Source organism: Piscinibacter sp. HJYY11, assembly GCF_016735515.1.
Taxonomy (GTDB): Bacteria; Pseudomonadota; Gammaproteobacteria; order Burkholderiales; family Burkholderiaceae_C; genus Rhizobacter.
The window spans coordinates 4,693,663-4,715,157 of sequence record NZ_JAERQZ010000001.1; the positions used below are offsets into that span (position 1 = coordinate 4,693,663).

The window sequence follows — 21,495 nt, forward strand, 5'->3', positions numbered from 1 at the left end:
CAGGTGGTCGCATCCGACGTATCGAGGTGGCAGCGCGATACTCCGCCGATCCCATGAGCCTCCTCATCTCTTCGCCCCTGGCCCGCGACGCGATCCGGCTGCTTGCCTGCTGGGTCGCGGTCATCCTGCTCGTGCAGGCGATGGCATCGGCGCTGGGGCGCGTGCAGGGGCCGCGGCACCTGCACATGCAGGCCGAGGCGGTGGCGACGGTGCATGAGCACCGACATGACGACGGCGGCTGGGAGCGCCACGTGCACCTCTCGTCCATACCGGGTGCGACCCTGTACGACGAGGCGCAGCAACTCGGTGCCACGGCCGGCGCTGTGCTGTCGGCCATGGTGGCCATCGGTGCGTCATCGCACGACGTGGCCGCCGCGGATGCTGGCCACGTGATGTGTGCCTGCGCGGCGTGGAGCTGCATCACCCACACCGCCGGCTTGCCGGAGCGACCGCCCCGCGCCTGACGCTGTCCTGCCGAGCCCCTGCGCGCGCCGCAGGCCCTCACCACCGGCCTTCGCCCGAAGGCCTCCCGGACATCGTCTCCATGAAGACCACCTTGCATCCCGTCGCGCTGGGCGTGCTGGCCCTGTGCGGCCCCGCCGTCGCGCAAACCACTCCGCCGCCGGCCCCTGCCAGCCACCAGGTGGCCGCCGTCCACCTCGACCCGGTCGAGGTCACCGGCCGCCACTACGACAACGCGGTCGGCACGTCCGACTCCGCGTCGCAAGGCGTGATCCGCGCCGAGCTGATGAAGAGCCGGCCCGCGCTGCGCCCGGGCGAGGTGCTCGAGTTCGTGCCGGGCGTCATCGTCACGCAGCACTCGGGCGACGGCAAGGCCAACCAGTACTTCCTGCGTGGCTTCAACCTCGACCACGGCACCGACTTCGCGACCAGCATCAACGGCATCCCGGTCAACATGCCCTCGCACGGCCACGGCCAGGGCTACACCGACCTCAACTTCCTGATCCCCGAGGTGGTCGACCGCATCGAGTACCGCAAGGGCCCCTACTTCGCGAAGAGCGGCGACTTCTCCTCGGCCGGCTCGGCCGACATCGCCTACCGCACGCGCTTCGATGCGCCGTTCGCGTCGCTCACCATCGGCCAGCGTGGCTACCGGCGCGGCCTGGTCGGCGGCTCCACGCAGGTGGGCGGCGACCACACGCTGATGGGTGTGGTGGAGCTGCAGCGCAACGATGGCCCGTGGACGGTGCCTGAAGACCTGAAGCGCGCTAACGGCGTGCTCACCCTCAGCAGCGGCAGCAAGAACAAGGGCTGGAACGCGAGCCTCATGGCCTACGACGCGAGCTGGACGGCCACCGACCAGGTGCCCGAGCGCCTGATCCTCGAGGGGTACAACGGCCAGCCCTTCAGCCGCTTCGACAGCCTCGACCCCACCACCGGCGGCACGACGCGCCGTAGCAGCCTCTCGGGCGAGTGGCGCGACATCGGCAACGACAGCGCCACGCGCGTGTCGGCGTATGCGATCGACTACCGGCTCTCGCTATTCTCCAACTTCACCTATGCGCTCGACCGGCCCGACGACCAGTTCTCGCAGCAGGACAAGCGCACCGTCTATGGCGTCTCGGCGAGCCACGCCGTCGACCATGCAGTGGGCCCGCTGCCCGCGCGAAGCGAGCTTGGCGTGCAACTGCGCCACGACCGCGCGCGCGTGGGGCTCTTCGAGTCGTCGGCGCGGGTGCTGGGCACGCCGGTGCGCGACGACAAGCTGCGCGAGACGATGCTCGGCATCTACGGCCAGACGGGCCTGGAGCTCACCCCCTGGCTGCGCACGGTGCTCGGCGTGCGTGCCGACAGCGTGCGCTTCACCGTCGACAACCAGATCGCGGGCGGCTCGGCGACCGACGGCGACCAGCAGCTCTCGCCCAAGCTCACGCTCGTGGCGGGGCCGTGGGCGAAGACCGAGCTCTTCTTCAACGCGGGCCGCGGCTTCCACAGCAACGATGCCCGCGGGGCCACCTCGCCCATTGACCCCGCGCCCGGCCTGTCGGCTTCGCGCGGCTACGAGGTCGGCGCGCGCACCGAGTGGATTCCGGGGCTGCAGAGCTCGCTCGCGCTGTGGAAGCTCGACTTCGACTCCGAGCTCGTCTACATCGGCGATGCCGGCAACACCGAAAGCTCGCTGCCCAGCAAGCGCCGCGGCGTGGAGTGGAACAACCGCTGGACGCCCAACAGATGGCTGCTGCTCGACGCCGACCTCGCCTGGAGCCACGCCCGCTTCCGCCATGCGGGCGACGCCGACCGCATCCCCAACGCCATCGACAGGGTGGCTTCGGTCGCGCTGAGCGTGAAGGACCTGGCCGGCTGGTCGGCCAGCCTGCAGTGGCGCTACCTCGGCAGCGGTGCGCTGGTCGAAGACAACAGCGTGCGCTCGTACTCCTCAGCCACGACCAACCTGCGCGTGAGCAAGAAGCTCTGGCGTGATGCCGAGGTCACGCTCGATGTCTTCAACCTCTTCGATCGCGACGTGTACGACATCCAGTACTACTACGAGTCGCAGCCGCCGCTGCTGGCCGGCCCCCGCGAAGACCGCCACGTGCACCCTGGAGAGCCCCGCACTGTGCGCCTCACGCTCAAGATGCCGTTCTGAGCCAGCGCCTTGCCGCATCAGCAGCGGCGCTCCTAAGGGCAAGGCGCTTCGGGACCGGCGTATTCCATCTCCAGCAGCACCCGGTCGCGGCGTGCGTCGCCGTGTCGCGCGGCGATCTCGCACAGCGTGCGGTCGAGCTGCGGCACCGGTTTGAGCGCGTTGTCCAGCGGCAAACGGGGCGAGTCGTCGGGCGCGTGCGTCAGCAGCCGCAGCCCGCTGCGCAACTGCACCGCCCCCGAGGGCGAAGCCGCTTCGACGCGCACGCGCCCGGTGCGTGCCCATGCATCGGCCGCGAGTGCGAGGGCGATGTCGTCCATGCCGTCGTGCACGTCGACCTGCCAGCGCTCGTCGAGCCAGAAGGCGGCGCCCTGGCGCACGTAGGCGAGGCCTCGCGAGAAGCTGAGCCCGAAACGGGCGCTGTCGTGCGTGGGGCCCCATGCAGACACGCCGAGCTCCTGCGCGACCGCGGCCGCACGGACCGTGCCGCCGATCGCTTCGACCAGCGCCAGCATCGTGGGCACCGAGGCGGTGATGCCCGTGGATGTGGCCACGCCGCGGTCGATCAGGTAGCGCTGGTCGGGCACGTGCTGCGAACCGGGGTGGCGTTTCAGCAGCGTCTTGCGGTCGTACCAGTGGCCCGAGAAGCGGCGCCCGTCCAGCAGGCCCGCACGGCCCACCACGCGTGCACCGGAGCAGATGCCAATCACCTTGGCGCCACGCTGTGCCTGCTGGTGCAGCCAGGTGGTGACGGCGGGGTCGTCGTCGCGCTCCATTGCCGGCACGATGATGTAGTCAGGTCCTTCCGGGTGGCGTTGTGCAAAGCGTTCGAAGCTCAATGCGCCGTCGATCTGCAGGGCAGGGAAGAGCTTCACGGTGCCCGCGCGCGGCGCCACGATGTGGACCTCGGCCACGTCGGCACGCTTGAGCACGGCGTGGGGCAGCAGCAGGTCGGTCATCTCGGTGCGGTCGTTCAAGGCCAGCACCGCCACCACCGGCCGCCGGCCGGGCTCGGGCCGCAGCGCCTCGATGAAGGTGGCGGGCGCGTGCGACGCGTTCACCGCGGGCGGCGCGGCCCACGCATTGCCGGCGAGCGCGGCGAGGGCTGCAACTAACATGGACCGGGCAGATCTCATTCCATCGTTTCCTGAAGTCATCGACCTCACGAGCCTAGGCATGCCCGCCCTCACCGACAACGACGACAAGACCGCTGTTTCTGCCAGGACCATCGTGCTGGTCGTGTTCGATGGCGTCGAGTCGATCGACGTGGCCGGGCCGGCGAGCGTGTTCAGCAAGGCCGAGCTGTGGCGGCCCGGCAGCTACCGTCTGCACGTGGCGTCGCCGACCGGGGGCGCCGTCGCGACCAACGGTGGCCTCACGCTCACCGACACCCTGGCCCTGCCGCAGCTACCGGACGACATCGACACGCTGATCGTGGCCGGCGGTGACGAGCCCGGCCTGCGCGCCGCCATCGCCGAGCAGGGCCTGGCCGACTGGCTCGTGCAGGCCGCACCGCGCGTGCGGCGCATTGCGAGCGTGTGCACCGGCGCGTTTGCACTCGCCGCCGCAGGGCTGCTCGACGACCGCGAATGCACCACCCACTGGCGCGTGTGCGACCTGCTGCAGCAGATGCGCCCGCAGGCCCGGATGCGGCACGACCGTGTCTTCGTGCGCGATGGTCCGGTGTGGACGTCGGCCGGCGTGACCACCGGCATCGAGCTGGCGATTGCGCTGGTGGAAGACGACCTCGGCCACGCCACGGCCATGGAGATCGCACGCACGCTGGCACTGCCCATGCTGCGCAGCGGCGCCGAACCTCAGCTCAGCGAAGCGCTGCGCGCGCAGGCCGGCGCCAGCCACCGGCTGCGCGAGCTGGTTGCGTGGATCGGCTTGCACCCGCTGGAAAACCTGTCGGTAGAGGTGCTGGCCGAGCGCGTGCAGATGAGCCCGCGCCACTTTGCCCGCGCCTTCGTGGCCGAGACGGGTTGCACGCCGGCCCGCTACGTCGAGCGCACGCGTGTGTCGAAGGCAGCGCAGCTCCTGTGCCAGACGCGCTGGACGCAGGAGAAGATCGCGAGCAGCAGCGGCTTCCGTTCGGTCGACGCGCTGCAGCGTGCGTTTGCGCGGCAGCACGGCGTGACGCCGCAGGCCTACCGAGACCGCGAGCGCCCCGCCTCGGCTTGAGGCCCCGCCAACAGCACGTCAGCGCGTGTCGTGGCGAAGCCACTCGCGGGGCGAGCGGCCGACCTTCTGCGTGAACACGCGCGACAGCGCCGATGGGCTGCTGTAGCCCAGGTCTTCGGCGATGGCCTTGAGCGGTGAGCCCTGGCGCAGCCGCGTCTGCGCGATCGACAGCCGCCACTGCGCCAGGTACTCGGCCGGCCCTTCGCCCACGTGCGACTTGAAGGCGGCGGCAAATGCGCTGCGCGACATGCCCGCGCATTCGGCCATGCGCGGCAGCGTCCACGCATCGCCCGGTGCATCGTGCAGCGCGACCAGCGCCTTCGCCAGTTGCGGGTGCGACAAGCCGTTCAGGAGCCCGGCCGGCACGCCGCTCTCTTCAGGATGGTCGAGCAGCCAGCGCAAGAGTTGCAGCAGCAGCACCTCGAACAAGCGGTTGGCCAGCAGGCGGTGGCCGCAGCGCACCTGCTCGGTCTCGGCAAAGAGCAGGGTCAAGGTGTGCTCCAGCGTGGGCAGCTGCGCCAGGGGCAGCACCACGACGGGCGGCAGGGCACGCGCCAGGGGGTGCTCCTCGCCACCTTCGAACTCGACCGCGGCGCAGGTGAAGTCGCAGCCTTCGGCCGGTGCGTTGTGGAAGTCGTGCGCGAGCGGGCGTGGGTAGAAGAGCAGCGTGGGCTCGGTGATGCGCAGCTTCTTCGGTGCGCCACTGCGCGCGCGGTGGGTGAGCGTCATCTCGCCCTTGCGCATCACGTGCAGGAAGCCGCGCCCCGGTTCGGCGGCGTAGTGCGTCACGCCGCACAGCGGCCCGTTGTGGAAGAGGTGGGCGCGCACGCGGAAGCGCTCCAGCAGTGACGACAGCCGATCGACGTTCTGGGTCATGGCGATGGGGCTCGGGATCTGGACGAATTGGTATGTCTTGTGGATGAAACAGCACCAATGGTACAGACCGGCCCGCCACACTGGTTGCACTGGAACTTGCCAGTGCAACCCCGAAAGGACACCCACCATGCCCCGCGTCTCCCTGCTCGATGCCCACACTGCCTCGCCCGACAGCCAGGCCCTGCTCAGCCAGATCCATGGCGCCTTCGGTGCCACGCCGAACATGTTCAAGGCCGTGGCCCACTCGCCGGCGGCGCTGAAGAGCATGTGGGGCTCGTTCGCTGCCTTCGGTCAGGGCGTGCTCGAGCCCAGGCTCACCGAGAAGATCGCGGTGGCCGTGGCGCAGCGCAATGCCTGCGAGTACTGCCTGGCCGCGCACGTGGCACTCGGCCGCAAGGCTGGCGCGAGCGCCGACGAGATGGCCGCCGCGCAGATGGGTGAGGCCAGCGATGCGCGCACCGCGGCGGCCCTGCGCTTTGCGCTGAAGCTCGTCGACGCGCGCGGCCAGGTGAGCGATGCCGACGTGCAGGCCGTGCGGGCCGCCGGCTTCAACGACGCCGAGGTGGTCGAGATCCTCGGCCACGTGGCGCTCAACCTCTTCACGAACTACGTGAACGTGGCCTTTGCGGTGCCGGTCGACTTCCCCGCCGTGCCGCTGCGTCGTGCTGCCTGATCAGGCGCCGGGCGGCGACTGCCGCTCGACCCGCCAGTGCGAGCGCCGTGAGCGCAGCGTGTAGCGGCTGCGGTACTCCGACAGCGACATGCCCGTTTCGCGGTGGAAGAGCCGGCGGAACGAGGCGGTGTCGCTGTAGCCGCAGGCTTCGGCGATGCCGGGCACGCCATGCAGCGTCACCTCCAGCAGCATCTTGGCGCGCTCGATGCGCAGGTGGTGCAGGTAGTCGAGCGGCGTCATGCCGGTCACCTGCCGGAAGTGGCGCAGCAGGGTGCGCTCGCTCGTGGCGGCGGCGTCGGCGACCGGCGCCAGCCGGTAGGGCTTGTCGACATTGGCCTGCAGCCATTGCATCGCGCGGTAGACCGGGCTGTCGGCCGTGCGGGTGATCCACTGGCTCTCGACCAGGTTCGGCGTGAGCTGCTGGCGCAGCGGCTGGTGCAGCAGCACCTGCGAGCAGGCCTGCGCCAGGTCGGGGTCGTGCAGGTGGCCGAGCATGCGCAGCATGAATTCCGTCATCGATGCGGGTGCCACGCAGGTGAAGAGACGCTCGGCACCGCCCATCTCTTCATTGGCGCCGAAGTCGCAGCGCGGGTAGCGGCGCGCCATCCAGCTCTGGTAGACCCAGGGCGCCGAGACACGGTGGCCGTCGAGCAGGCCGAGTTCGGCGAGCATGACCATGCCACTGCTGCAGGCCGCGACCCAGCCACCGGCCTGCGCGTGTCGCTCGACGAGGCGCAGCGCGGCGGTGGCGCGCGCCACGGTGTCGCCGAGCTGCGGTGCGTTGTCGGCCGCGATGGCCGGGATGAGCAACAGGCTCTGCTCGGGTGGACGGCTCGGTGCCCGGCGGCCGCTCGGGCTCCAGAACGCCGAGGGCATGGAACGGCCGTTGGCCGAGACGATCTGCCAGCTCAACTCGCGCGACGAGCCGGGCCGCTGCACGGCGGCGACCTGCGCCGCGGCGCGCAGCACGTCGAGCGCGGCGAAGAGCGTGCCCGGCAGGGCCTGCGGCAGCCACAGCAGACGCACGTGCAAGGGCGTGCGGCTGGCGGGTGCAGGAGCGGTGTCGGGCATGGCGTCAGGTGGGCGCATGGCGGAATCGGCAACTCAAATGGCGATATTGACACGCGCCATCCTGCGCCGGCGCGCCTAGACTTTTTTCACGCTCACTTCTTCATGCAACGCCATGCTTCGACACGCCCGCCTCCTTGCCCTGTGTGCTGCCCTCGCCGCATCCTTCACCGCCGTGGCCGCTCCCGATGCCCGGCTGCTGGCCGCCAGCCAGAAGGCCGAACCCGAGGTGATCGAGACCCTGCGCGAGCTGGTGCACATTGAGTCGGGCACGGCCAATGTCGAAGGCATCGCGAAGATCGCGGAGTATTGCGAAGGCCGCCTCAAGGCGCTGGGTGCGAAGACCGAGCGCATCAAGGCCACCAAGGGCCACGGCAGCATCGTGAAGGGCAGCTTCACCGGCACCGGCACGCAGCGCATCATGCTGATCGCGCACATGGACACGGTGTACCCGGCCAACACGCTCGCCACCCAGCCCTACAGGCGTGAGGGCAACAAGCTCTATGGCCCCGGCATCGCCGACGACAAGGGCGGCATCGCGGTCATCCTGCATTCGATCAAGCTGCTCAACGACGCGGGTTGGAAGAACTATGCGCAGCTCACCGTGCTGCTCAACCCGGATGAAGAAGGCGGCTCCGGCGGCTCGAGCGAGCTGATCGCCACGCTGGGCGGGGAGCACGACGTGGTGCTGTCGTTCGAGCCGACCGCGGCGAAGGCGGTGGTGAAGACCGAAGGCGTGCTGCTCGGCACCTCGGGCATCGCGTTTGCGACGATGGAAGTGCAGGGCCGCTCGGCACACGCCGGCGCCGCGCCCGATCAGGGCCGCAACGCGCTCGTCGAGCTGTCGCACCAGATCCTGCAGACGAAAGACGTGGCCAAGGGCATCCCCGGCACGCAGCTCAACTGGACGACGTCGACCTCCGGCACGGTCGGCAACCAGATCCCCGAGAAGGCGAGCGCGCATGGCGACGTGCGCCTGCAGGTGAGCGATGGTGCCGAGAAGCTGCGCGCTGCGCTGCAGGAGAAGGTCGACAGCAACCGCCTGGTGCCCGACACCACCACCACGATCAAGATGCAGGTGAACCGACCGGCCTTCAACGCCGGTGACCGCGGGCGCGCGCTCGCCCTGCATGCGCAGAAGATCTACGCCGAGCTCGACGGCCGCCCGCTGCTGCTGGTGCCGATGACCGGCGGCGGCACCGACGCGGCCTTTGCCGCGCGCTCGGGCAAGGCGGTGGTGCTGGAAAGCCTGGGCCTCGCCGGCTTCGGCTACCACGCACGCGACGAGTACATCGAGATCGACTCGATCGTGCCGCGCCTGTACCTGGCCTCGCGCCTGATGATCGACCTGGGCGCCGGCGTCGCGAAGTGAGGAGGCGCCAGGGCGCCGCTACTTGCGCGGCGTCTTGGCGTTGTCGGTCTTGCTGGGCCCGAAGAGCTCGTCGAAGAGGTCGTCGGGCACGGTGTTGGGGTTGTCGTCGATGTCCACGCCGTTCAGAAGATCGTAGGTCGAGCGCCGCCAGCCGCCGGGTGTGTCGTGCGGGTCGTCGGTGTGTTCTTCGGGCCTCGGTGGAGGTGGCAGGTTCGGGTCGACCCATTCGCCCAGCGGGGCGTGGTCAGAGATTCGCCAGACCAAGCGCTTGGTCTTGGCGGGGGCCTTGTGGCGGGCCATTCGCAATCCTCCGGTACGGCATGGATGAAAGGAATTGCGCGCAAGCGCAAGGCCCTGAATCTACCGACCGGTGGGGGTAAGCACCAGCCAATTTCCCGAGTAGTGGAGCCCCCCGGAAGGTCTTGCCAGAGAGAACTTTTTCATTGCGTTACGACTGCCTCGTACGATGTCTTTCATGAAGCCGCACATCACACTGCTGACGCTGGGCGTCGACGACCTCGAGCGCGCCGTGGCGTTCTACCGGGACGGGCTGGGCTTTCCCACACAGGGCATCGTCGGCAAGGAGTTCGAGAACGGCGCGGTGGCGTTCTTCCAGTTGCACGCTGGCCTCAAGCTCGCGCTGTGGCCGCGCAAGAGCATGGCGGCCGACAGCGGGCTGGCGGTGGGTGCACGCGGCTCGCTCGAGTTCTCGCTGGCGCACAACGTGGCGACGGAGCAGGAGGTCGATGCCGTGATGCAACAGGCTTCGCGCGCGGGAGCCACGATCGTCAAGGCGGCCCGGAAGACGTTCTATGGGGGCTACGCCGGCTACTTCCAGGACCCTGACGGCCACCTGTGGGAGGTGGCGTTCAACCCGGGGTTCGAGTCGCTGGGTTGACGATGCAGGTCGCTGGTCCCGCCGACAGGAATCGAACCTGTATCTGCCGCTTAGGAGGCGGCCGTTCTATCCATTGAACTACGGCGAGGGCGGCGGATTCTCTCATTCCCAACGCCAGGTGCCGATGAGGTCGACCGATCTGTCCAGGCCTGATTGCAGTCGCATCACGAATCGCTGGGCGATGCGGTAGGTGACCTGGAAGCTGCCGGTGCTGGTGGTGAGGTTCTGCTCGTAGGCGACGAAGATGCGCTTGGAAAGCTGCTTGCCGACCGAGACCACGGTCTCGCGGGTGTCGCCTTCGGTCTGGCGCAGGCCGAGCTCGTCGATGCCGAAGGCCTTGGTGATGGCGGCCGGGCCGCCGTCGCCTTCGCCGGCGAGCAGCGCAAAGGCCGCGCGTTGCACGAGGGCGGCGTCGGTCTTGCCAAGGCCGTCGCTCGCGCGGCCGAGGATCAGCCACGACATCTTCTCGTTCATCGTCATCTCGGGTTCCGAGAAGATGCGCGTGCGCAGGTTGAACAAGGGGCCGGTGATCTTCACGCCCACGCGCACGGTGTCGAGGTTGGGCCTTGTCGCCTCGATGTCGAGCCGCATGTCCGTGGGCAGGCCGTTGAAGACGATGACGCCGCGGTCGATCTCGAGGTTCTGGCCGTAGTTGGCGTACTTGCCTTCGACGGCGTTGACCTCGCCCGCCAGATGCCACTTGCCCGCGGGGCGCGACACGCGCAGCTCGCCGCGCAGCTTGGTGTCGATGCCCAGGCCGCGCATGCGCAGGTTGTTGCCCAGGTTCACCAGCAGGTTGAGCGACACGCGGTCGCCGCCGGTCGGCGGGGTGGTGGGCGGTGCATCGCGGCGGCCGGTGACGAACACGTCGTCGCCGAGGCTGGGCGAGCTGAGCAGGGTGAAGTCGACCAGGCCTTCGTCGACGGTGAATCGGCCGTCGCTCTTGACGCTCTCGCCGTCGAGCGCGGCCGTGGCCTCCCCGGTGACGACGATGCGCCGGTCGACCCGGCCGAGCAGCTGGAACTTGTCGGCCACGAGCTTGATGTTGGCGCGCTTCTTGTCGATCTCGGCGCCGCCCTCGATGCGCACCGTGCCGTTGCCGGCACGGGCGCTGAAGGTGTTGATGCGGGCAGTGTCGCCGTCGAGCGAGATGTCGACCTGGCCGTCGGTGACGTTGACGCCTTCGACCATGTTGCGCACGCCGATGCCGGCGCCGACCATCTTGCCGGTGTACTCGAAGGCATTGAAGCGCCCGCCCAGCGTGGCGCTGATGTTCAGGCGACCGTCGAGCCGCCAGCCGGCAGGCACCCACGCGCCCCAGGTGCCGAGGTTGGCCACCTGCGCTTCGAGCACGCCCTGCACCGGCGCGTCGACGGCGGGCCAGGCGAGCTGCGGCGAGGTGCGCACGACGACGGCGCCGCCGAGCACGCCGAGCGTCTGGCCGGCGAGGCCGGCGGTGAAGTTCCACACGCCGTCGCGGGCGTCGAGGCCCAGGCGCAGGTCGGTGAGGCCGAGGGCCTGGGTGCCGCTTTCTTCGGTCACCGTCAGGTCGCCGCGCACGCGTTCGAGCACCACGTCGGCGGTGAAGGTGTCGGCCTGCTTGAGCACCACCCGGCCGCCGATGACGAGGTCGCCGCCCCAGCCGAAGTTCGGGTCCATGCGGCGCAGCAGCGGGGCGACGGCGATGGGCTCGAGCTCGGCCTGCATGTCGAGCTGCTGCGTGACGACACCGCGGCCGGCCTCCCAGTCGATGCGGCTCCACTTGAGGCCGGCGCCGAGGATGTCGGCGCGCCCGGCCGAGACGCTGGCGCGCATTGGCGGGCCACCGCGCAGCTCGAGGCCGATGTCGCGTGCCGACAGCAGCGGGGAGCTGCCGGCTTGCGTGGTGCGCACCTCGATCTGTTGCAGGGCGCCTTTCCACGACCAGGGCGGGGTGGTGTCGCGGGGATCGTGGGTGTGCAGCAGGTTGCCCGCGAGGCTGCCCTGCGCCGATGCCGAGATGAGCGTGCGCAGTGGCGCGCGCTCGGCGGGTGCGGGACCTGCGGCCGCCGCGGCGTTCCTCGCGGCAGCGCTGGGGGGGATGGCGGGGCTGGCGACCGGGGGTGGCGCCAGCGTGCGGTTGCCCTGCATGTTCTCCACCCACACCGGCGGGGCCACGCGCACTTCGCTGCGCAGCGTGAGCTGGTGCTGGCGGCCGCTGCCGCTGAGCTTGAGCTGCGTGGCGCCGATCTGCCGCTGCGACCACGCGGCCTGGGCGATGTCGACTTGCACGTCGAGCGGGGCGTCGACGTGGCTGCCGACCTGCCAGCGGGCCTGGCCTTCGCCGACCGACCATGCGCCGGCGCGCACCCCGTTCAGCGCCGCGTTGCCCTGCGTGCTGATCTCGGGCCAGCGGCCGGTGGCGCGCGCCTCGGCGGTGAGCGAGCCGGTGAGGGTCTCGGCCATCTGCGCGGCCTGGCCCTCGGGCGCGAACGCACGCAGCAGCGGGGCGACGCGGGCGAGGGCGGGGGCGCGGGCTTCGACGGTCCAGCGGTCCTGCTGGCCGCGGGCGTCGGTGGCGAGCTGGCCATCGAGGGCGACGCGGTTGCCGCCCACGTCGAGCGCGCCCTTGGCCTGCATCGGGCTGCCGTCGGCATGGCGCCAGGCCAGCTCGCCGGTGAGGGGCACGCTCGCGATGACGCTGTTGTCGAGCTTGACCTGTGCGTCGCCGCGCAGGCCGGCCAGGCGCTCCATCAGCACGCGTTTGTCGTCGGGGCCGCTGATGCGCACGCTGTCGGCGATGTGCAGGGTGGTCTCGCCGCGCAGGTTGAAGCGGTGGTCGCCGGCTCGCCAGCCGCCGCGGGGGCCGGCAGGGAACCAGGGCTTGGGGTCGAAGTCGACGAGCGCTGCCTGGGCCTTGAGCTTCCAGCCATCGGAGGCGCGGTCGGCCGTGCCGCTGAGTTCGGCGCTGGCGCCGTCGGCACGGGCGCGCAGTTCGCGCAGCTCGATGCGCTCTTCGGAGCCGGTGGCATCGAGCCGCAGCTGCACCGGGCGCGGCGGGTCGACGAGCTGGCCGCTCAGCTCGGCCAGCGCGGTGAAGCGCGGTGGCGCCGGGGCGCCGGTGCTGGTGCGCGGCTGCAGGGTGCCCGAGAGCTTCAGCGGGCCGCTCAGCGTCATGGCCATCAGCCGGCGGTCGAGGGCGCTCGGCTGCACCTTCGACAAGCTGGCGTCGACGGCGAAGTCGCGCCCCTTCCAGCTGGCCGTGCCTTGCAGCGTGCCGGCGGCGCGGCGCTCGTCGGCGAGCGTGGCCTCGAAGCGGTGCAGGCTCAGCTCGTCGACCTGGTCGCTGCGCCAGCGTGCATCGGCGACCAGCGTGCGCACCGGCAACTGGCGCTGGTCCCAGCGGCCGGGCTTGGTGTTCTCGAGCTTGGCGGCAAGCGTGAGCGTGCTCGCCTTGTCCACGCTCTCGGGCGTGATGCGCAGCGTGCCGTCGAGCGCGGTGAGCGGCGCCTGCTGCATCAGCGCCGACAGGTCCAGCCCCTGGGTCTGCGCGTCGAGCTGCGGCAGTGCCCAGGGTGATTCGGGGGCGACGATCGCGCTTGCGTCGAGCGACTGGCCCTGCGCGCGCAGCTTGGCGCGCAGGTCGAAACGGGCGAGCGGGCCCTTGGACTGCGCCTCGGCCTGCCAGTCGGTGCGCAGGGCCTTGGCCCAAGGCGGGAGCGCCACGAGGCCCTGAGCGCTTTGCGTGGCCTTGAGGTCGACGTCCATCGCCATCGGGCCGAGGGTGTCGATGCGGGCGTGGCCGGTGATCAGCAGCGGGTCGAGGCGGCCGCTCAGGCGCTCGAAACGGTGCGAGCGGCCGCGGTCATGGCCCAGGTGCACGGCGCCGCGCACGTCGCGGAACGGGTGGCCGGCGAGGCCGGGCACGTGCAGCTCGCGGGCCTGCACCTCGTCGACCTGCAACTCCACCGGGAGGTGGAGGTTGCGCGGCAGCTTGAAGGGTGTGCTCTCGCCGGTCGACTCGACCGTGACCTCGACCCGCTCGGCCACCAGCGAGGCCACGTGGATGCGCGCCCACACGCCGGCATCGTGGGTGTAGTCGATGCGCAGCGTGCGCCACACCGGCCGGTCGACGATGACCTTGGTGTGGCCGACGGTCACCACGACCTGCTTCGCCTTGAAGTCGCCGCGCAGCGCGCCCTCGAGCTCGCTCACCTGCACGTTCACACCGACGAGTGCGAGCCGCGCGATCAGCCACTGGCTGCCGGCCGTGGTGCCGGTGGCCCAGTAAAGGCCGTAGAGCGCGCCGGCGAGCAGGGCACAGAGCGCGGCCACGCTCGCGAGGCTCCACCACAGGCCGCGCCGGCGGCGGCGCGACGGTGGCGGTGGGGCGGGCGCCTCGGTGTTCCCGTCCATCAGAAGGCGATGCCCACGCTGAAGTGCAGGCGGGCCTTGCGGACCTCTTCACCGTAAGCCCAGTCGATGCGCAGGGGCCCGACCGGGCTGCGCCAGCGCACGCCCAGCCCGTAGCCGAGGGCGGGCTTGTAGTCGGCCCATTCGTTGGTGGCATTGCCGGCGTCGACGAAGACCGCCCACCACAGGGCTGGCCGGTTCACGCTGAACGGGCGCGCGATCTCGAAGCTGCCGGTGAGCAGCTGGCGGCCGCTGGTGAGCACGCCGTTGACCAACGGGCCGAGGTCGCGGTAGCCGTAGCCACGCACCGACTCGTCGCCGCCAGCGCGGAAGAGCAGCGTGTCGGGGATGCCGACCGCGTCTTTCGCGAACACCTCGGCCACTTCGAGCCGCGTCTGCGTGAACCAGGCGCCGGGCAGCGGCCAGTAGAGCGTGTTGCGGGTGTAGACGCGGGCGAAGGGGCCGTCCTGCTGCGTCTCGGAGAGCGCGTAGCCGGCGCCGCCCTGGATCACGGTGGTGAGGCCGCGGGTCGGCAGGATGATGTCGTCGACGTCGCGCCAGGTCCAGTGGTAGTTGCCGGACACGGCGCGGCTGGTGAATTCGCCGAGCCCGTTGGTGACCGTGGCGTTGAGCAGCTCCGCGAAGATGAGGCGTTCGATGCGCTCGGTGTAGAGGGTGCGGCCGGCGCGGGCCTTCCACGAGAAGGTGGAGTCGTCATCGGTGTCGAGGCGGCTCACCCCGCCGGCCAGCAGCTTGCGGTACTGCGCGTCGCCTGGATCGGTGAGCAACTCGCCCTCCCAGGTGCGCTGCTTGCGGCCCAGCTCGAACTTGTTGCGCATCTGCACCGGGTAGCCCAGGGGCCGCAGGTGGCGGTGCTCGACCGTCAGGCGCTCGCGGGTGTTGTCGGAGAAACCCACGCCGGCCACGGCCTGCTGCTGGGCCTGCTCGGTCACGCGCACCATCACGGGCACCGCCTTGGCCTTGTCTTCCTCCGGCTCGATGCTCACCGCCACGCTGTTGAAGAGGTTGAGCTTGAGCAGGCGCTCCTGGTAGTCGTAGAGGCGCTTCTCGCTGTAGGGCGTGCCGGGGCCGAAGTCGGCCACGTGGCGGATGCCTTCCTCGTTGTAGCGCTTCAGGCCTTCGATCTTGAGCTCGCCCAGGATGAAGAGCGGGCCGCTCTGCAGCTCCACCGCCAGGGCTGCGACGTTGGTCTTGGCGTCGACGTGCGCGATCGTCTCGCCCGCCTTGGCGGCGGCATAGCCCTCGGCGCGCAGCTGCGCCAGCGTGCCGTTCTTGGCGCTGTTCCAGGCCGACTGGCTGAAGGGCTTGCCTTCGTCGAGCGGCCAACGCTTGCGCAGACGCTCGACCAGGTCGAGGGCGTCCTTGTCGCCGGAGTCGATGCGCGTCTTCAACTCCCCTGTAACGGTCAGCTCCCACGCGCCGATGACCGCGCGCGGCCCGGGGTCGACATTGAGCGTGATGAGGGGCGTCTCGTCGGGCGGGTCGACGCGGGTGACGGTGATGGTTGGGTTGAAGTAGCCCTCGGTCTCGAGCAGGCTGCGCGCCTGCGAGGGCGAGGCGGCGGTGAGGCGGATCAGCTCGGCATTGGTGATGCCATCGGTCTGCGGCGCATTCTGGAAGCGCGTGAGGTCGAGGTAGGTCAGCAGCAGCTGGCGCAGGTTGTCGGGCGCCTGCACTTCCACCCGGTACGACACAGTGGCCGAGGCCGCATCGGCGGCCGATGCCGGCGGGCCGGCCGGCTGCGCGGCCTGGGCCAGGGGGGTGTTTTCAGGGGGCGGCGCGGGGGGGCTGTCCGGGTTCAGGTTCGCACAGCCCCAGAGGCTTGCCATGACCAGCAGGCCCAGGCCCTGGCGGGCCACGGAACGAAAGGTCATTTGCTCAGGAGGCGCATGGCTCCTTCGAGCCCCTGCAGGGTGAGCGGGAACATGCGGTTGTTCATCAGCTGCTGGATCACCGAGATGCTCTGGCGGTAGCTCCACACGCCCTGCGGCTCGGGGTTGATCCAGGCGAACTTGGGAAAGGCGTTGGTGAGCCGCTGCAGCCACTCGGCGCCGGGCTCCTCGTTGTTGTATTCGACGCTGCCGCCAGGCTGCAGGATCTCGTAGGGGCTCATCGTGGCGTCGCCCACGAAGATGAGCTTGTAGTCCTTGTTGTACTTGCGAATGATGTCCCAGGTGGGGAACTTCTCGCTGTAGCGGCGGCGGTTGTTCTTCCACATGAAGTCGTAGACGCAGTTGTGGAAGTAATAGAACTCGAGGTGCTTGAACTCGCTCTTGGTGGCGCTGAAGAGTTCTTCGACGCGGTGGATGTGCTCGTCCATCGTGCCACCCACGTCCATCAGCAGCAGCACCTTCACCTTGTTGTGCCGCTCGGGGATCATCTTGATGTCGAGCATGCCGGCGTTCGCCGCCGTGCTGTGGATGGTGTCGTCCAGGTCGAGCTCGAGCTCGTTGCCCTCGCGCGCGAAGCGGCGCAGACGGCGCAGCGCGACCTTGATGTTGCGCGTGCCGAGCTCCAGCTGGTCGTCGTAGTCCTTGAACTGGCGCTGGTCCCAGACCTTCACTGCGCTCTTGTTGCGACTCTTGTCCTGCCCGATGCGGATGCCCTGCGGGTTGTAGCCGTAGGCACCGAAAGGCGAGGTGCCGCCGGTGCCGATCATCTTGTTGCCGCCCTCGTGGCGCTCCTTCTGTTCCTCGAAGCGCTTCTTGAGCGTCTCCATCAGCTCGTCCCAGCCCATCTTCTCGATGGCGGCCTTCTTCTCGGGGCTCAACTCGAGCTCGAGCTTCTTTCGCAGCCAGTCGAGGGGGATGTCCTGGCTGAAGTCGGCCAGCAGCTCCACGCCCTTGAAGTAGGCGGCGAAGGCGCGGTCGAACTTGTCGTACTGGGCTTCGTCTTTCACCAGCGTGGCGCGCGACAGGTGGTAGAACTTGTCCACGGTGGGGCCGGTGTCGTCGTCGATCACACCTGCCTTGATGGCTTCGAGCAGCGTCAGGTACTCGGGCACCGTGACCTTCAGCTTGGCGGCACGCAGGGTGTAGAAGAAGTCGATCAGCATGGCGGCATTCTCGGGCAATGGGGGCCGAAGGCGGGCGCAAACCCACCTTACCGGTTTGGAACGCCCAATGCTATAAGGATCGCCGCCTGCCGGCTGTCCCCGACGCTCCATGCCCACCTTCACCGCCACCGAGATCGCCTTTTTGATGGTGGCGTGCCAGCAGGCGGTGCTGGCGCTCGGCTGGGCGATCGGCGCCGTGGTGGTGCCCATCGACCGACGCTCCGCCCTGCAATGGGCGTGTTACGCCCTGTTGACGGGCAGCTCGGTGCTCATCTTCATCGCCGCCAGCCAGACCCGGAGCGAAGAGCTGCGCGCGCTGGCCAATCTCTGCGTGGCCACCGGCATCGTGCTGATGGAGCGCGGCGTGCGTCAGTTCACCGGCCGGCCGGCGCCGTGGTGGCCTTACGCGCTGCTGGTGGTCGGTGTGGCCGGGCTGTCGTGGCTCGGGCTCGATCCGGGGTACGGTGCGCTGCGGGTGGCCATCGTCTCGGGGCTGGTGGCGCTCCTCTGCGCGCTGACGGCCTGGAACATCTACGTCTACGCCCGCCGCGACCTGGGGCTTGCCTTCGGCCACCTGCTGGCCGTGCCGCTGCTGCTGGGCGCGATGGTGTTTGCCACGCGCAGTGCCCGGGCGGTGGTCTCGCCCTACACCGTGGTCGCCGAGCTGGCGGGCAACAGCTCGCTCAACATCGGCTCGGCGGTCGTCTTCCTGGTCACGGCGCTGGTGTTCCACCTCGCGCTGGTGGCGCTGGTCGGCATGCGCCTGATGGCCGAGCTGCGCCGGCTCTCCAGGACCGACGGCCTGACCGAGGTCTTCAACCGCCGCGCCATCGAAGAGCAGTTGCACGACGAAGCCCGGCGTGCGGTGCGCAGCCAGCGCCCGTTTTCCGTGCTGATGATCGATGCCGACTACTTCAAGGGCATCAACGACCGCTTCGGGCATGCCGCCGGCGATGACGCCTTGCGCCACCTGACCCGCATCATGAAAGCCCAGATGCGCGACGTCGACCGCATCGGCCGTTTCGGCGGCGAGGAGTTCGTGGCGGTGCTGCCGGGCACGGCGGCCACCGAGGCGCTCAATGCTGCCGAGCGCCTGCGCGACGCCGTGCTGCGTCGGCCGTGGGCCTGGCAGGGCGAGGTGCTGCCCCTGACCGTGAGCATTGGCGTGGCGGCGTGGCGCGGCCCCCAGGACGAGGTCCCGGCGCTGCTCAAGCGTGCCGATGCGGCCCTGTACCGCGCCAAGGCGCTGGGGCGCGACCGCTTCGAATTGGGCTCCTGAGCCCGGCTTCCCGCGAAATCAATCACGCAAAACTGGTTCGGCGCGCATGACAGCGCCGAGGGGTTTTCGCATCATCTGCGCCATGAGAGCGGCAGGCATTCGAATCATCGCGACGTTGGCGCTGGCCGCGGCCGCGAGCGCCTGGGCGGGCGGCCGGCCGGACTGCCCGGTCACGCCCTTCGGCGATGCCTCGCCGGTGCAGTTCGAAGCCGGCCTGTCGGGCCGCTGCCAGGCCGAAAGCGCGCGCTGGAAGGTCGATGCGCCACGGGCCAAGCCCACCCACATCGGCCCGAGCGTCATGAGCGCCGAGTTCACCTCGCTGAGCAGCGTGCGCATGTCGTCCTTGCTGGCGGCGTTTCGCCTCGACTGGTCGGGCCTGCGCGGCAGCGAAGCGGCGGGCAGCCCCAAGGTGGAGCGCGCCGCGTTCGCGATGGGCGGCCTGGTGCGGCTGCACGACCAACTGGCGCTGCAGACCAGCGTGGGCCTCGAGCGCACCGGCGTGCAGCGCAGCCGCGCCACCTTCAGCAGCGTGTGGCAGCCGAGCAAGCTCGGTGTGCTGTTCGCCGAATGGGCCGGCTCCGAGATCGGCACCGAAGCGCACCGCGTGGGCGGGCGCTGGTGGATCGTGCCCCGCCGGCTGTCGATCGACCTCGGCGCGCGTCGCCTGCCGGACGTGCCGGGCTGGGTCGATCAGCGCGTGGGCGTGTCGTTCAGCATGCCGCTGAACTGAGGCGGCGTCAGCGGGGCTTGTCGAGCTGGAAGCGCAGGTGCGCTTTCACCGCCGGCCACTCGCTCGCGATGATGCTGTAGACGCAGGTGTCGCGCAGGGCGCCGTTGGGCGTGAGCTGGTGGCTGCGCAGGATGCCGTCGAGCTTGGCGCCCAGGCGCTCGATCGCGCGGCGGCTCTGCTGGTTGAAGAAGTGCGTGCGGAACTCGACCGCGATGCACTGCAGCTGCTCGAAGGCGTGCGTCAGCAGCATCAGCTTGCACTCGGTGTTGAGAGGGCCGCGCTGGGCGCTCCTGGCCGTCCAGGTGGAGCCGATCTCGACACGCCGATGCGTGGCATCGATGTGCATGTAGGTGGTCATGCCGACCATGCGGCCCTCGGCGTCGCGCACGGCGAAGGGCAGCATCGAGCCCTGTTGCTGCAGGGCGAGGCGCCGCTCGATTTCCGCGCGCATCCGCTCGGGCGCCGGGATGCTCGTGTACCAGAGCTGCCACAGCTCGCCGTCCTTCACCGCCTCGATCGCCTCGGCCTCGTGGGCCAGGCTCAGGGGCTCCAGCGTCGCGTGCTGGCCTTTCAGCGTGACCGGCGCAGCGAAGGCCATCAGCGGTTGTGGCGCTGCATGAACACGAGCTTCTCGAACAGCGACACGTCCTGTTCGTTCTTGAGCAGCGCGCCCACCAGCGGCGGCACCGAGACCTTCTCGTCCTTGCTCTGCAGCACTTCGAGCGGGATGTCCTCGGCCACCAGGAGCTTCAGCCAGTCGAGCAGCTCCGAGGTGCTCGGCTTCTTCTTCAGGCCGGGCAGGTTGCGCACGTCGTAGAAGTTCTTGAGCGCGGCGGCCAGCAGTTCCTTGCGCAGCTTGGGAAAGTGCACTTCCACGATCTTTTCCATCGTGGCGGCGTCGGGGAACTTGATGTAGTGGAAGAAGCAGCGGCGCAGGAAGGCGTCTGGCAGCTCCTTCTCGTTGTTGGAGGTGATGAACACCAGCGGGCGGTGCCGGGCCTTGATGAGCTCGCGCGTCTCGTAGACGTAGAACTCCATGCGGTCGATCTCGCGCAGCAGGTCGTTCGGGAATTCGATGTCGGCCTTGTCGATTTCGTCGATCAGCAGCACGACCGGCTGGTCGGCGGTGAAGGCCTGCCAGAGCACGCCCTTCACGATGTAGTTCTGGATGTCCTTGACCTTCTCGTCACCCAGCTGCGAATCGCGCAGGCGGCTCACCGCGTCGTACTCGTACAGGCCCTGCTGCGCCTTCGTGGTGCTCTTGATGTGCCACTGCAGCAGCGGCATGTTCAGCGCCTGCGCCACTTCCTCGGCCAGCATCGTCTTGCCGGTGCCGGGCTCGCCCTTGATCAGAAGAGGCCGCTTCAGCGTGGCTGCCGCGTTGACGGCCAGCATCAGGTCGTCGGTGGCGACGTAGTTCTCGGAACCTTGGAATTTCATGGGGCGCGGCCGGTAGAAAGGGGTGTCGGGCCAGTATATAAGCCGCTCCCAGGGCACCGCTGTCCGCCACATGACACCGCCCGGCCCCGTCTTTTCGGCTCGGGAAGGCCCTCCGGGCGTCCCTATAATCCGCGGTCACCTTGAAGCCCCCAAGCCCCGCAGAACCATGAAGAAACTGCTTTCCTCGTTCATTGCCCTGGCCGCTTTCGCCTCCGCCGGTGTTCAGGCGCAAGACGTCAAGGCCAGCCCCGAAGCGGGGCAGAAGAAGGCTGCCATGTGCATTGGCTGCCACAACATCCCTGGCTACCAGGCCAGCTTCCCCGAGATCCACAAGGTGCCGATGATCTCGGGCCAGGGCGGCAAGTACATCGCCGCCGCGCTCAACGCCTACAAGAAGGGCGAGCGCAAGCACCCGACCATGCGCTCCATCGCCGGCAGCCTGACCGACCAGGACATCGCCGACCTGTCTGCCTTCTACGAGCAGCAGGGCAAGACCGCACCGGTCGCCGCCCAGACCCAGGCCGTGCCGCAGCCCAGCCCCGAAGTCGCCAAGCTGCTGACCCAGGGCAACTGCAACAGCTGCCACGGCGCCAACTACAGCACTCCCATCGACGGCAGCTACCCCAAGATCGCCGGCCAGCACGCCGACTACCTGCTGGTGGCCCTGAAGGCCTACAAGATGTCCAACAACCCCAACGTGGGCCGCTCCAACGCCATCATGGCCGGCATGGCCCAGCCGTTCACCGCGGCGCAGCTGAAGCAGATCGCCAACTACCTGGCTTCGCTGCCGACCGACCTGCACACGGTGCCGCAGTCGCGCTTTCGCTGAACCGGGCCTGGCCCGGGGCTGAACCGGGCTTGTGTCACGCAAAACGCCGCTGGTTTCCAGCGGCGTTTTTCAT

The 21,495-nt window shown here is 69.5% G+C and carries 18 protein-coding genes and 1 tRNA gene; 9 read left to right on the plus strand and 10 right to left on the minus strand.

The window, feature by feature from the left end; genetic code table 11:
- Nucleotides 1–53: 53 nt before the first annotated feature.
- Nucleotides 54–464, plus strand: a complete 411-nt coding sequence (locus JI745_RS21985) for a hypothetical protein (protein WP_201811847.1) — start codon at nt 54–56, stop codon at nt 462–464.
- An 80-nt stretch (nt 465–544) separates the two neighbouring features.
- The gene (locus tag JI745_RS21990) at nt 545–2,608 is read left to right on the plus strand and encodes a TonB-dependent receptor (protein ID WP_201811849.1); all 2,064 of its coding nucleotides are present in this window, start codon (nt 545–547) and stop codon (nt 2,606–2,608) included.
- Between the two features lie 32 nt (nt 2,609–2,640).
- Here JI745_RS21990 and JI745_RS21995 read toward each other — a convergent pair whose 3' ends face one another.
- The gene (locus tag JI745_RS21995) at nt 2,641–3,762 is read right to left on the minus strand and encodes a DJ-1/PfpI family protein (protein ID WP_404932833.1); all 1,122 of its coding nucleotides are present in this window, start codon (nt 3,760–3,762) and stop codon (nt 2,641–2,643) included.
- A 19-nt stretch (nt 3,763–3,781) separates the two neighbouring features.
- Between JI745_RS21995 and JI745_RS22000 the strand changes: the two genes are divergently transcribed.
- Nucleotides 3,782–4,789, plus strand: coding sequence for a GlxA family transcriptional regulator (locus tag JI745_RS22000; RefSeq protein WP_201811853.1), 1,008 nt, complete (start codon nt 3,782–3,784; stop codon nt 4,787–4,789).
- Between the two features lie 18 nt (nt 4,790–4,807).
- Here the strand turns inward: JI745_RS22000 and JI745_RS22005 are convergent, their stop codons facing one another.
- Entirely contained in the window at nt 4,808–5,665 is an 858-nt protein-coding gene (locus JI745_RS22005) for an AraC family transcriptional regulator (RefSeq protein WP_201811855.1), read from the minus strand.
- A 127-nt stretch (nt 5,666–5,792) separates the two neighbouring features.
- Between JI745_RS22005 and JI745_RS22010 the strand changes: the two genes are divergently transcribed.
- Nucleotides 5,793–6,338, plus strand: a complete 546-nt coding sequence (locus JI745_RS22010; protein ID WP_201811857.1) for a carboxymuconolactone decarboxylase family protein — start codon at nt 5,793–5,795, stop codon at nt 6,336–6,338.
- On the opposite strand, the gene JI745_RS22015 is transcribed toward JI745_RS22010, so the two are convergent.
- A complete protein-coding gene (locus tag JI745_RS22015) occupies nt 6,339–7,409 on the minus strand; it encodes a GlxA family transcriptional regulator (protein ID WP_201812729.1) in 1,071 nt (356 codons plus the stop codon).
- Nucleotides 7,410–7,521: 112 nt separating this feature from the next.
- On the opposite strand from JI745_RS22015, the gene JI745_RS22020 reads away from it, so the two are divergent.
- Nucleotides 7,522–8,778, plus strand: a complete 1,257-nt coding sequence (locus JI745_RS22020; protein ID WP_201811859.1) for a glutamate carboxypeptidase — start codon at nt 7,522–7,524, stop codon at nt 8,776–8,778.
- Between the two features lie 18 nt (nt 8,779–8,796).
- Here the strand turns inward: JI745_RS22020 and JI745_RS22025 are convergent, their stop codons facing one another.
- Nucleotides 8,797–9,078, minus strand: a complete 282-nt coding sequence (locus JI745_RS22025) for a hypothetical protein (RefSeq protein WP_201811861.1) — start codon at nt 9,076–9,078, stop codon at nt 8,797–8,799.
- Between the two features lie 175 nt (nt 9,079–9,253).
- On the opposite strand from JI745_RS22025, the gene JI745_RS22030 reads away from it, so the two are divergent.
- On the plus strand, nt 9,254–9,676 hold the full coding sequence (locus JI745_RS22030; protein ID WP_201811863.1) for a VOC family protein: 423 nt from the start codon (nt 9,254–9,256) through the stop codon (nt 9,674–9,676).
- A gap of 13 nt (nt 9,677–9,689) precedes the next feature.
- Here the strand turns inward: JI745_RS22030 and JI745_RS22035 are convergent.
- From JI745_RS22035 to JI745_RS22050, 4 genes are all read right to left on the minus strand, one after another.
- Nucleotides 9,690–9,764 (minus strand) — tRNA-Arg (locus JI745_RS22035).
- Nucleotides 9,765–9,778: 14 nt separating this feature from the next.
- Nucleotides 9,779–14,071, minus strand: coding sequence for a translocation/assembly module TamB domain-containing protein (locus JI745_RS22040; RefSeq protein ID WP_201811872.1), 4,293 nt, complete (start codon nt 14,069–14,071; stop codon nt 9,779–9,781).
- On the minus strand, nt 14,071–15,963 hold the full coding sequence (locus JI745_RS22045; RefSeq protein ID WP_201811881.1) for an autotransporter assembly complex family protein: 1,893 nt from the start codon (nt 15,961–15,963) through the stop codon (nt 14,071–14,073). The genes JI745_RS22040 and JI745_RS22045 overlap by 1 nt, the downstream gene beginning before the upstream one ends.
- Nucleotides 15,960–17,144 carry a VWA domain-containing protein gene (locus JI745_RS22050; protein ID WP_201811883.1) on the minus strand — a complete coding sequence of 395 codons (1,185 nt, stop codon included), beginning with the start codon at nt 17,142–17,144 and terminating at the stop codon, nt 15,960–15,962. Before JI745_RS22050 ends, JI745_RS22045 begins: the two co-directional genes overlap by 4 nt.
- A gap of 109 nt (nt 17,145–17,253) precedes the next feature.
- Between JI745_RS22050 and JI745_RS22055 the strand changes: the two genes are divergently transcribed.
- Both JI745_RS22055 and JI745_RS22060 read left to right on the plus strand, forming a co-directional pair.
- Nucleotides 17,254–18,423: a GGDEF domain-containing protein gene (locus JI745_RS22055; protein ID WP_201811884.1), complete on the plus strand. Its 1,170-nt coding sequence runs from the start codon at nt 17,254–17,256 to the stop codon at nt 18,421–18,423.
- 82 nt (nt 18,424–18,505) lie between these two features.
- Nucleotides 18,506–19,153 carry a hypothetical protein gene (locus JI745_RS22060; protein WP_201811886.1) on the plus strand — a complete coding sequence of 216 codons (648 nt, stop codon included), beginning with the start codon at nt 18,506–18,508 and terminating at the stop codon, nt 19,151–19,153.
- Between the two features lie 7 nt (nt 19,154–19,160).
- Here JI745_RS22060 and JI745_RS22065 read toward each other — a convergent pair whose 3' ends face one another.
- Both JI745_RS22065 and JI745_RS22070 read right to left on the minus strand, forming a co-directional pair.
- Nucleotides 19,161–19,751 carry a GNAT family N-acetyltransferase gene (locus JI745_RS22065; protein WP_201811888.1) on the minus strand — a complete coding sequence of 197 codons (591 nt, stop codon included), beginning with the start codon at nt 19,749–19,751 and terminating at the stop codon, nt 19,161–19,163.
- On the minus strand, nt 19,751–20,593 hold the full coding sequence (locus JI745_RS22070; protein WP_201811890.1) for a MoxR family ATPase: 843 nt from the start codon (nt 20,591–20,593) through the stop codon (nt 19,751–19,753). Before JI745_RS22070 ends, JI745_RS22065 begins: the two co-directional genes overlap by 1 nt.
- 166 nt (nt 20,594–20,759) lie before the next feature.
- Between JI745_RS22070 and JI745_RS22075 the strand changes: the two genes are divergently transcribed.
- Entirely contained in the window at nt 20,760–21,422 is a 663-nt protein-coding gene (locus JI745_RS22075; protein WP_201811892.1) for a cytochrome c, read from the plus strand.
- Nucleotides 21,423–21,495 lie beyond the last annotated feature (73 nt).

Bases quoted from the DNA above. Each gene is read 5' to 3' on its own strand.
- JI745_RS22000 (WP_201811853.1), top strand. From the start codon at position 3,782: ATGCCCGCCCTCACCGACAACGACGACAAGACCGCTGTTTCTGCCAGG.
- JI745_RS22005 (WP_201811855.1), bottom strand. From the start codon at position 5,665: ATGACCCAGAACGTCGATCGGCTGTCGTCACTGCTGGAGCGCTTCCGC.
- JI745_RS22030 (WP_201811863.1), top strand. From the start codon at position 9,254: ATGAAGCCGCACATCACACTGCTGACGCTGGGCGTCGACGACCTCGAG.
- JI745_RS22050 (WP_201811883.1), bottom strand. From the start codon at position 17,144: ATGCTGATCGACTTCTTCTACACCCTGCGTGCCGCCAAGCTGAAGGTC.
- JI745_RS21985 (WP_201811847.1), top strand. From the start codon at position 54: ATGAGCCTCCTCATCTCTTCGCCCCTGGCCCGCGACGCGATCCGGCTG.
- JI745_RS22015 (WP_201812729.1), bottom strand. From the start codon at position 7,409: ATGCCCGACACCGCTCCTGCACCCGCCAGCCGCACGCCCTTGCACGTG.
- JI745_RS22065 (WP_201811888.1), bottom strand. From the start codon at position 19,751: ATGGCCTTCGCTGCGCCGGTCACGCTGAAAGGCCAGCACGCGACGCTG.
- JI745_RS22055 (WP_201811884.1), top strand. From the start codon at position 17,254: ATGCCCACCTTCACCGCCACCGAGATCGCCTTTTTGATGGTGGCGTGC.
- JI745_RS21995 (WP_404932833.1), bottom strand. From the start codon at position 3,762: ATGACTTCAGGAAACGATGGAATGAGATCTGCCCGGTCCATGTTAGTT.
- JI745_RS22045 (WP_201811881.1), bottom strand. From the start codon at position 15,963: ATGACCTTTCGTTCCGTGGCCCGCCAGGGCCTGGGCCTGCTGGTCATG.
- JI745_RS22025 (WP_201811861.1), bottom strand. From the start codon at position 9,078: ATGGCCCGCCACAAGGCCCCCGCCAAGACCAAGCGCTTGGTCTGGCGA.
- JI745_RS22040 (WP_201811872.1), bottom strand. From the start codon at position 14,071: ATGGACGGGAACACCGAGGCGCCCGCCCCACCGCCACCGTCGCGCCGC.
- JI745_RS22075 (WP_201811892.1), top strand. From the start codon at position 20,760: ATGAAGAAACTGCTTTCCTCGTTCATTGCCCTGGCCGCTTTCGCCTCC.
- JI745_RS22010 (WP_201811857.1), top strand. From the start codon at position 5,793: ATGCCCCGCGTCTCCCTGCTCGATGCCCACACTGCCTCGCCCGACAGC.
- JI745_RS21990 (WP_201811849.1), top strand. From the start codon at position 545: ATGAAGACCACCTTGCATCCCGTCGCGCTGGGCGTGCTGGCCCTGTGC.
- JI745_RS22060 (WP_201811886.1), top strand. From the start codon at position 18,506: ATGAGAGCGGCAGGCATTCGAATCATCGCGACGTTGGCGCTGGCCGCG.
- JI745_RS22020 (WP_201811859.1), top strand. From the start codon at position 7,522: ATGCTTCGACACGCCCGCCTCCTTGCCCTGTGTGCTGCCCTCGCCGCA.
- JI745_RS22070 (WP_201811890.1), bottom strand. From the start codon at position 20,593: ATGAAATTCCAAGGTTCCGAGAACTACGTCGCCACCGACGACCTGATG.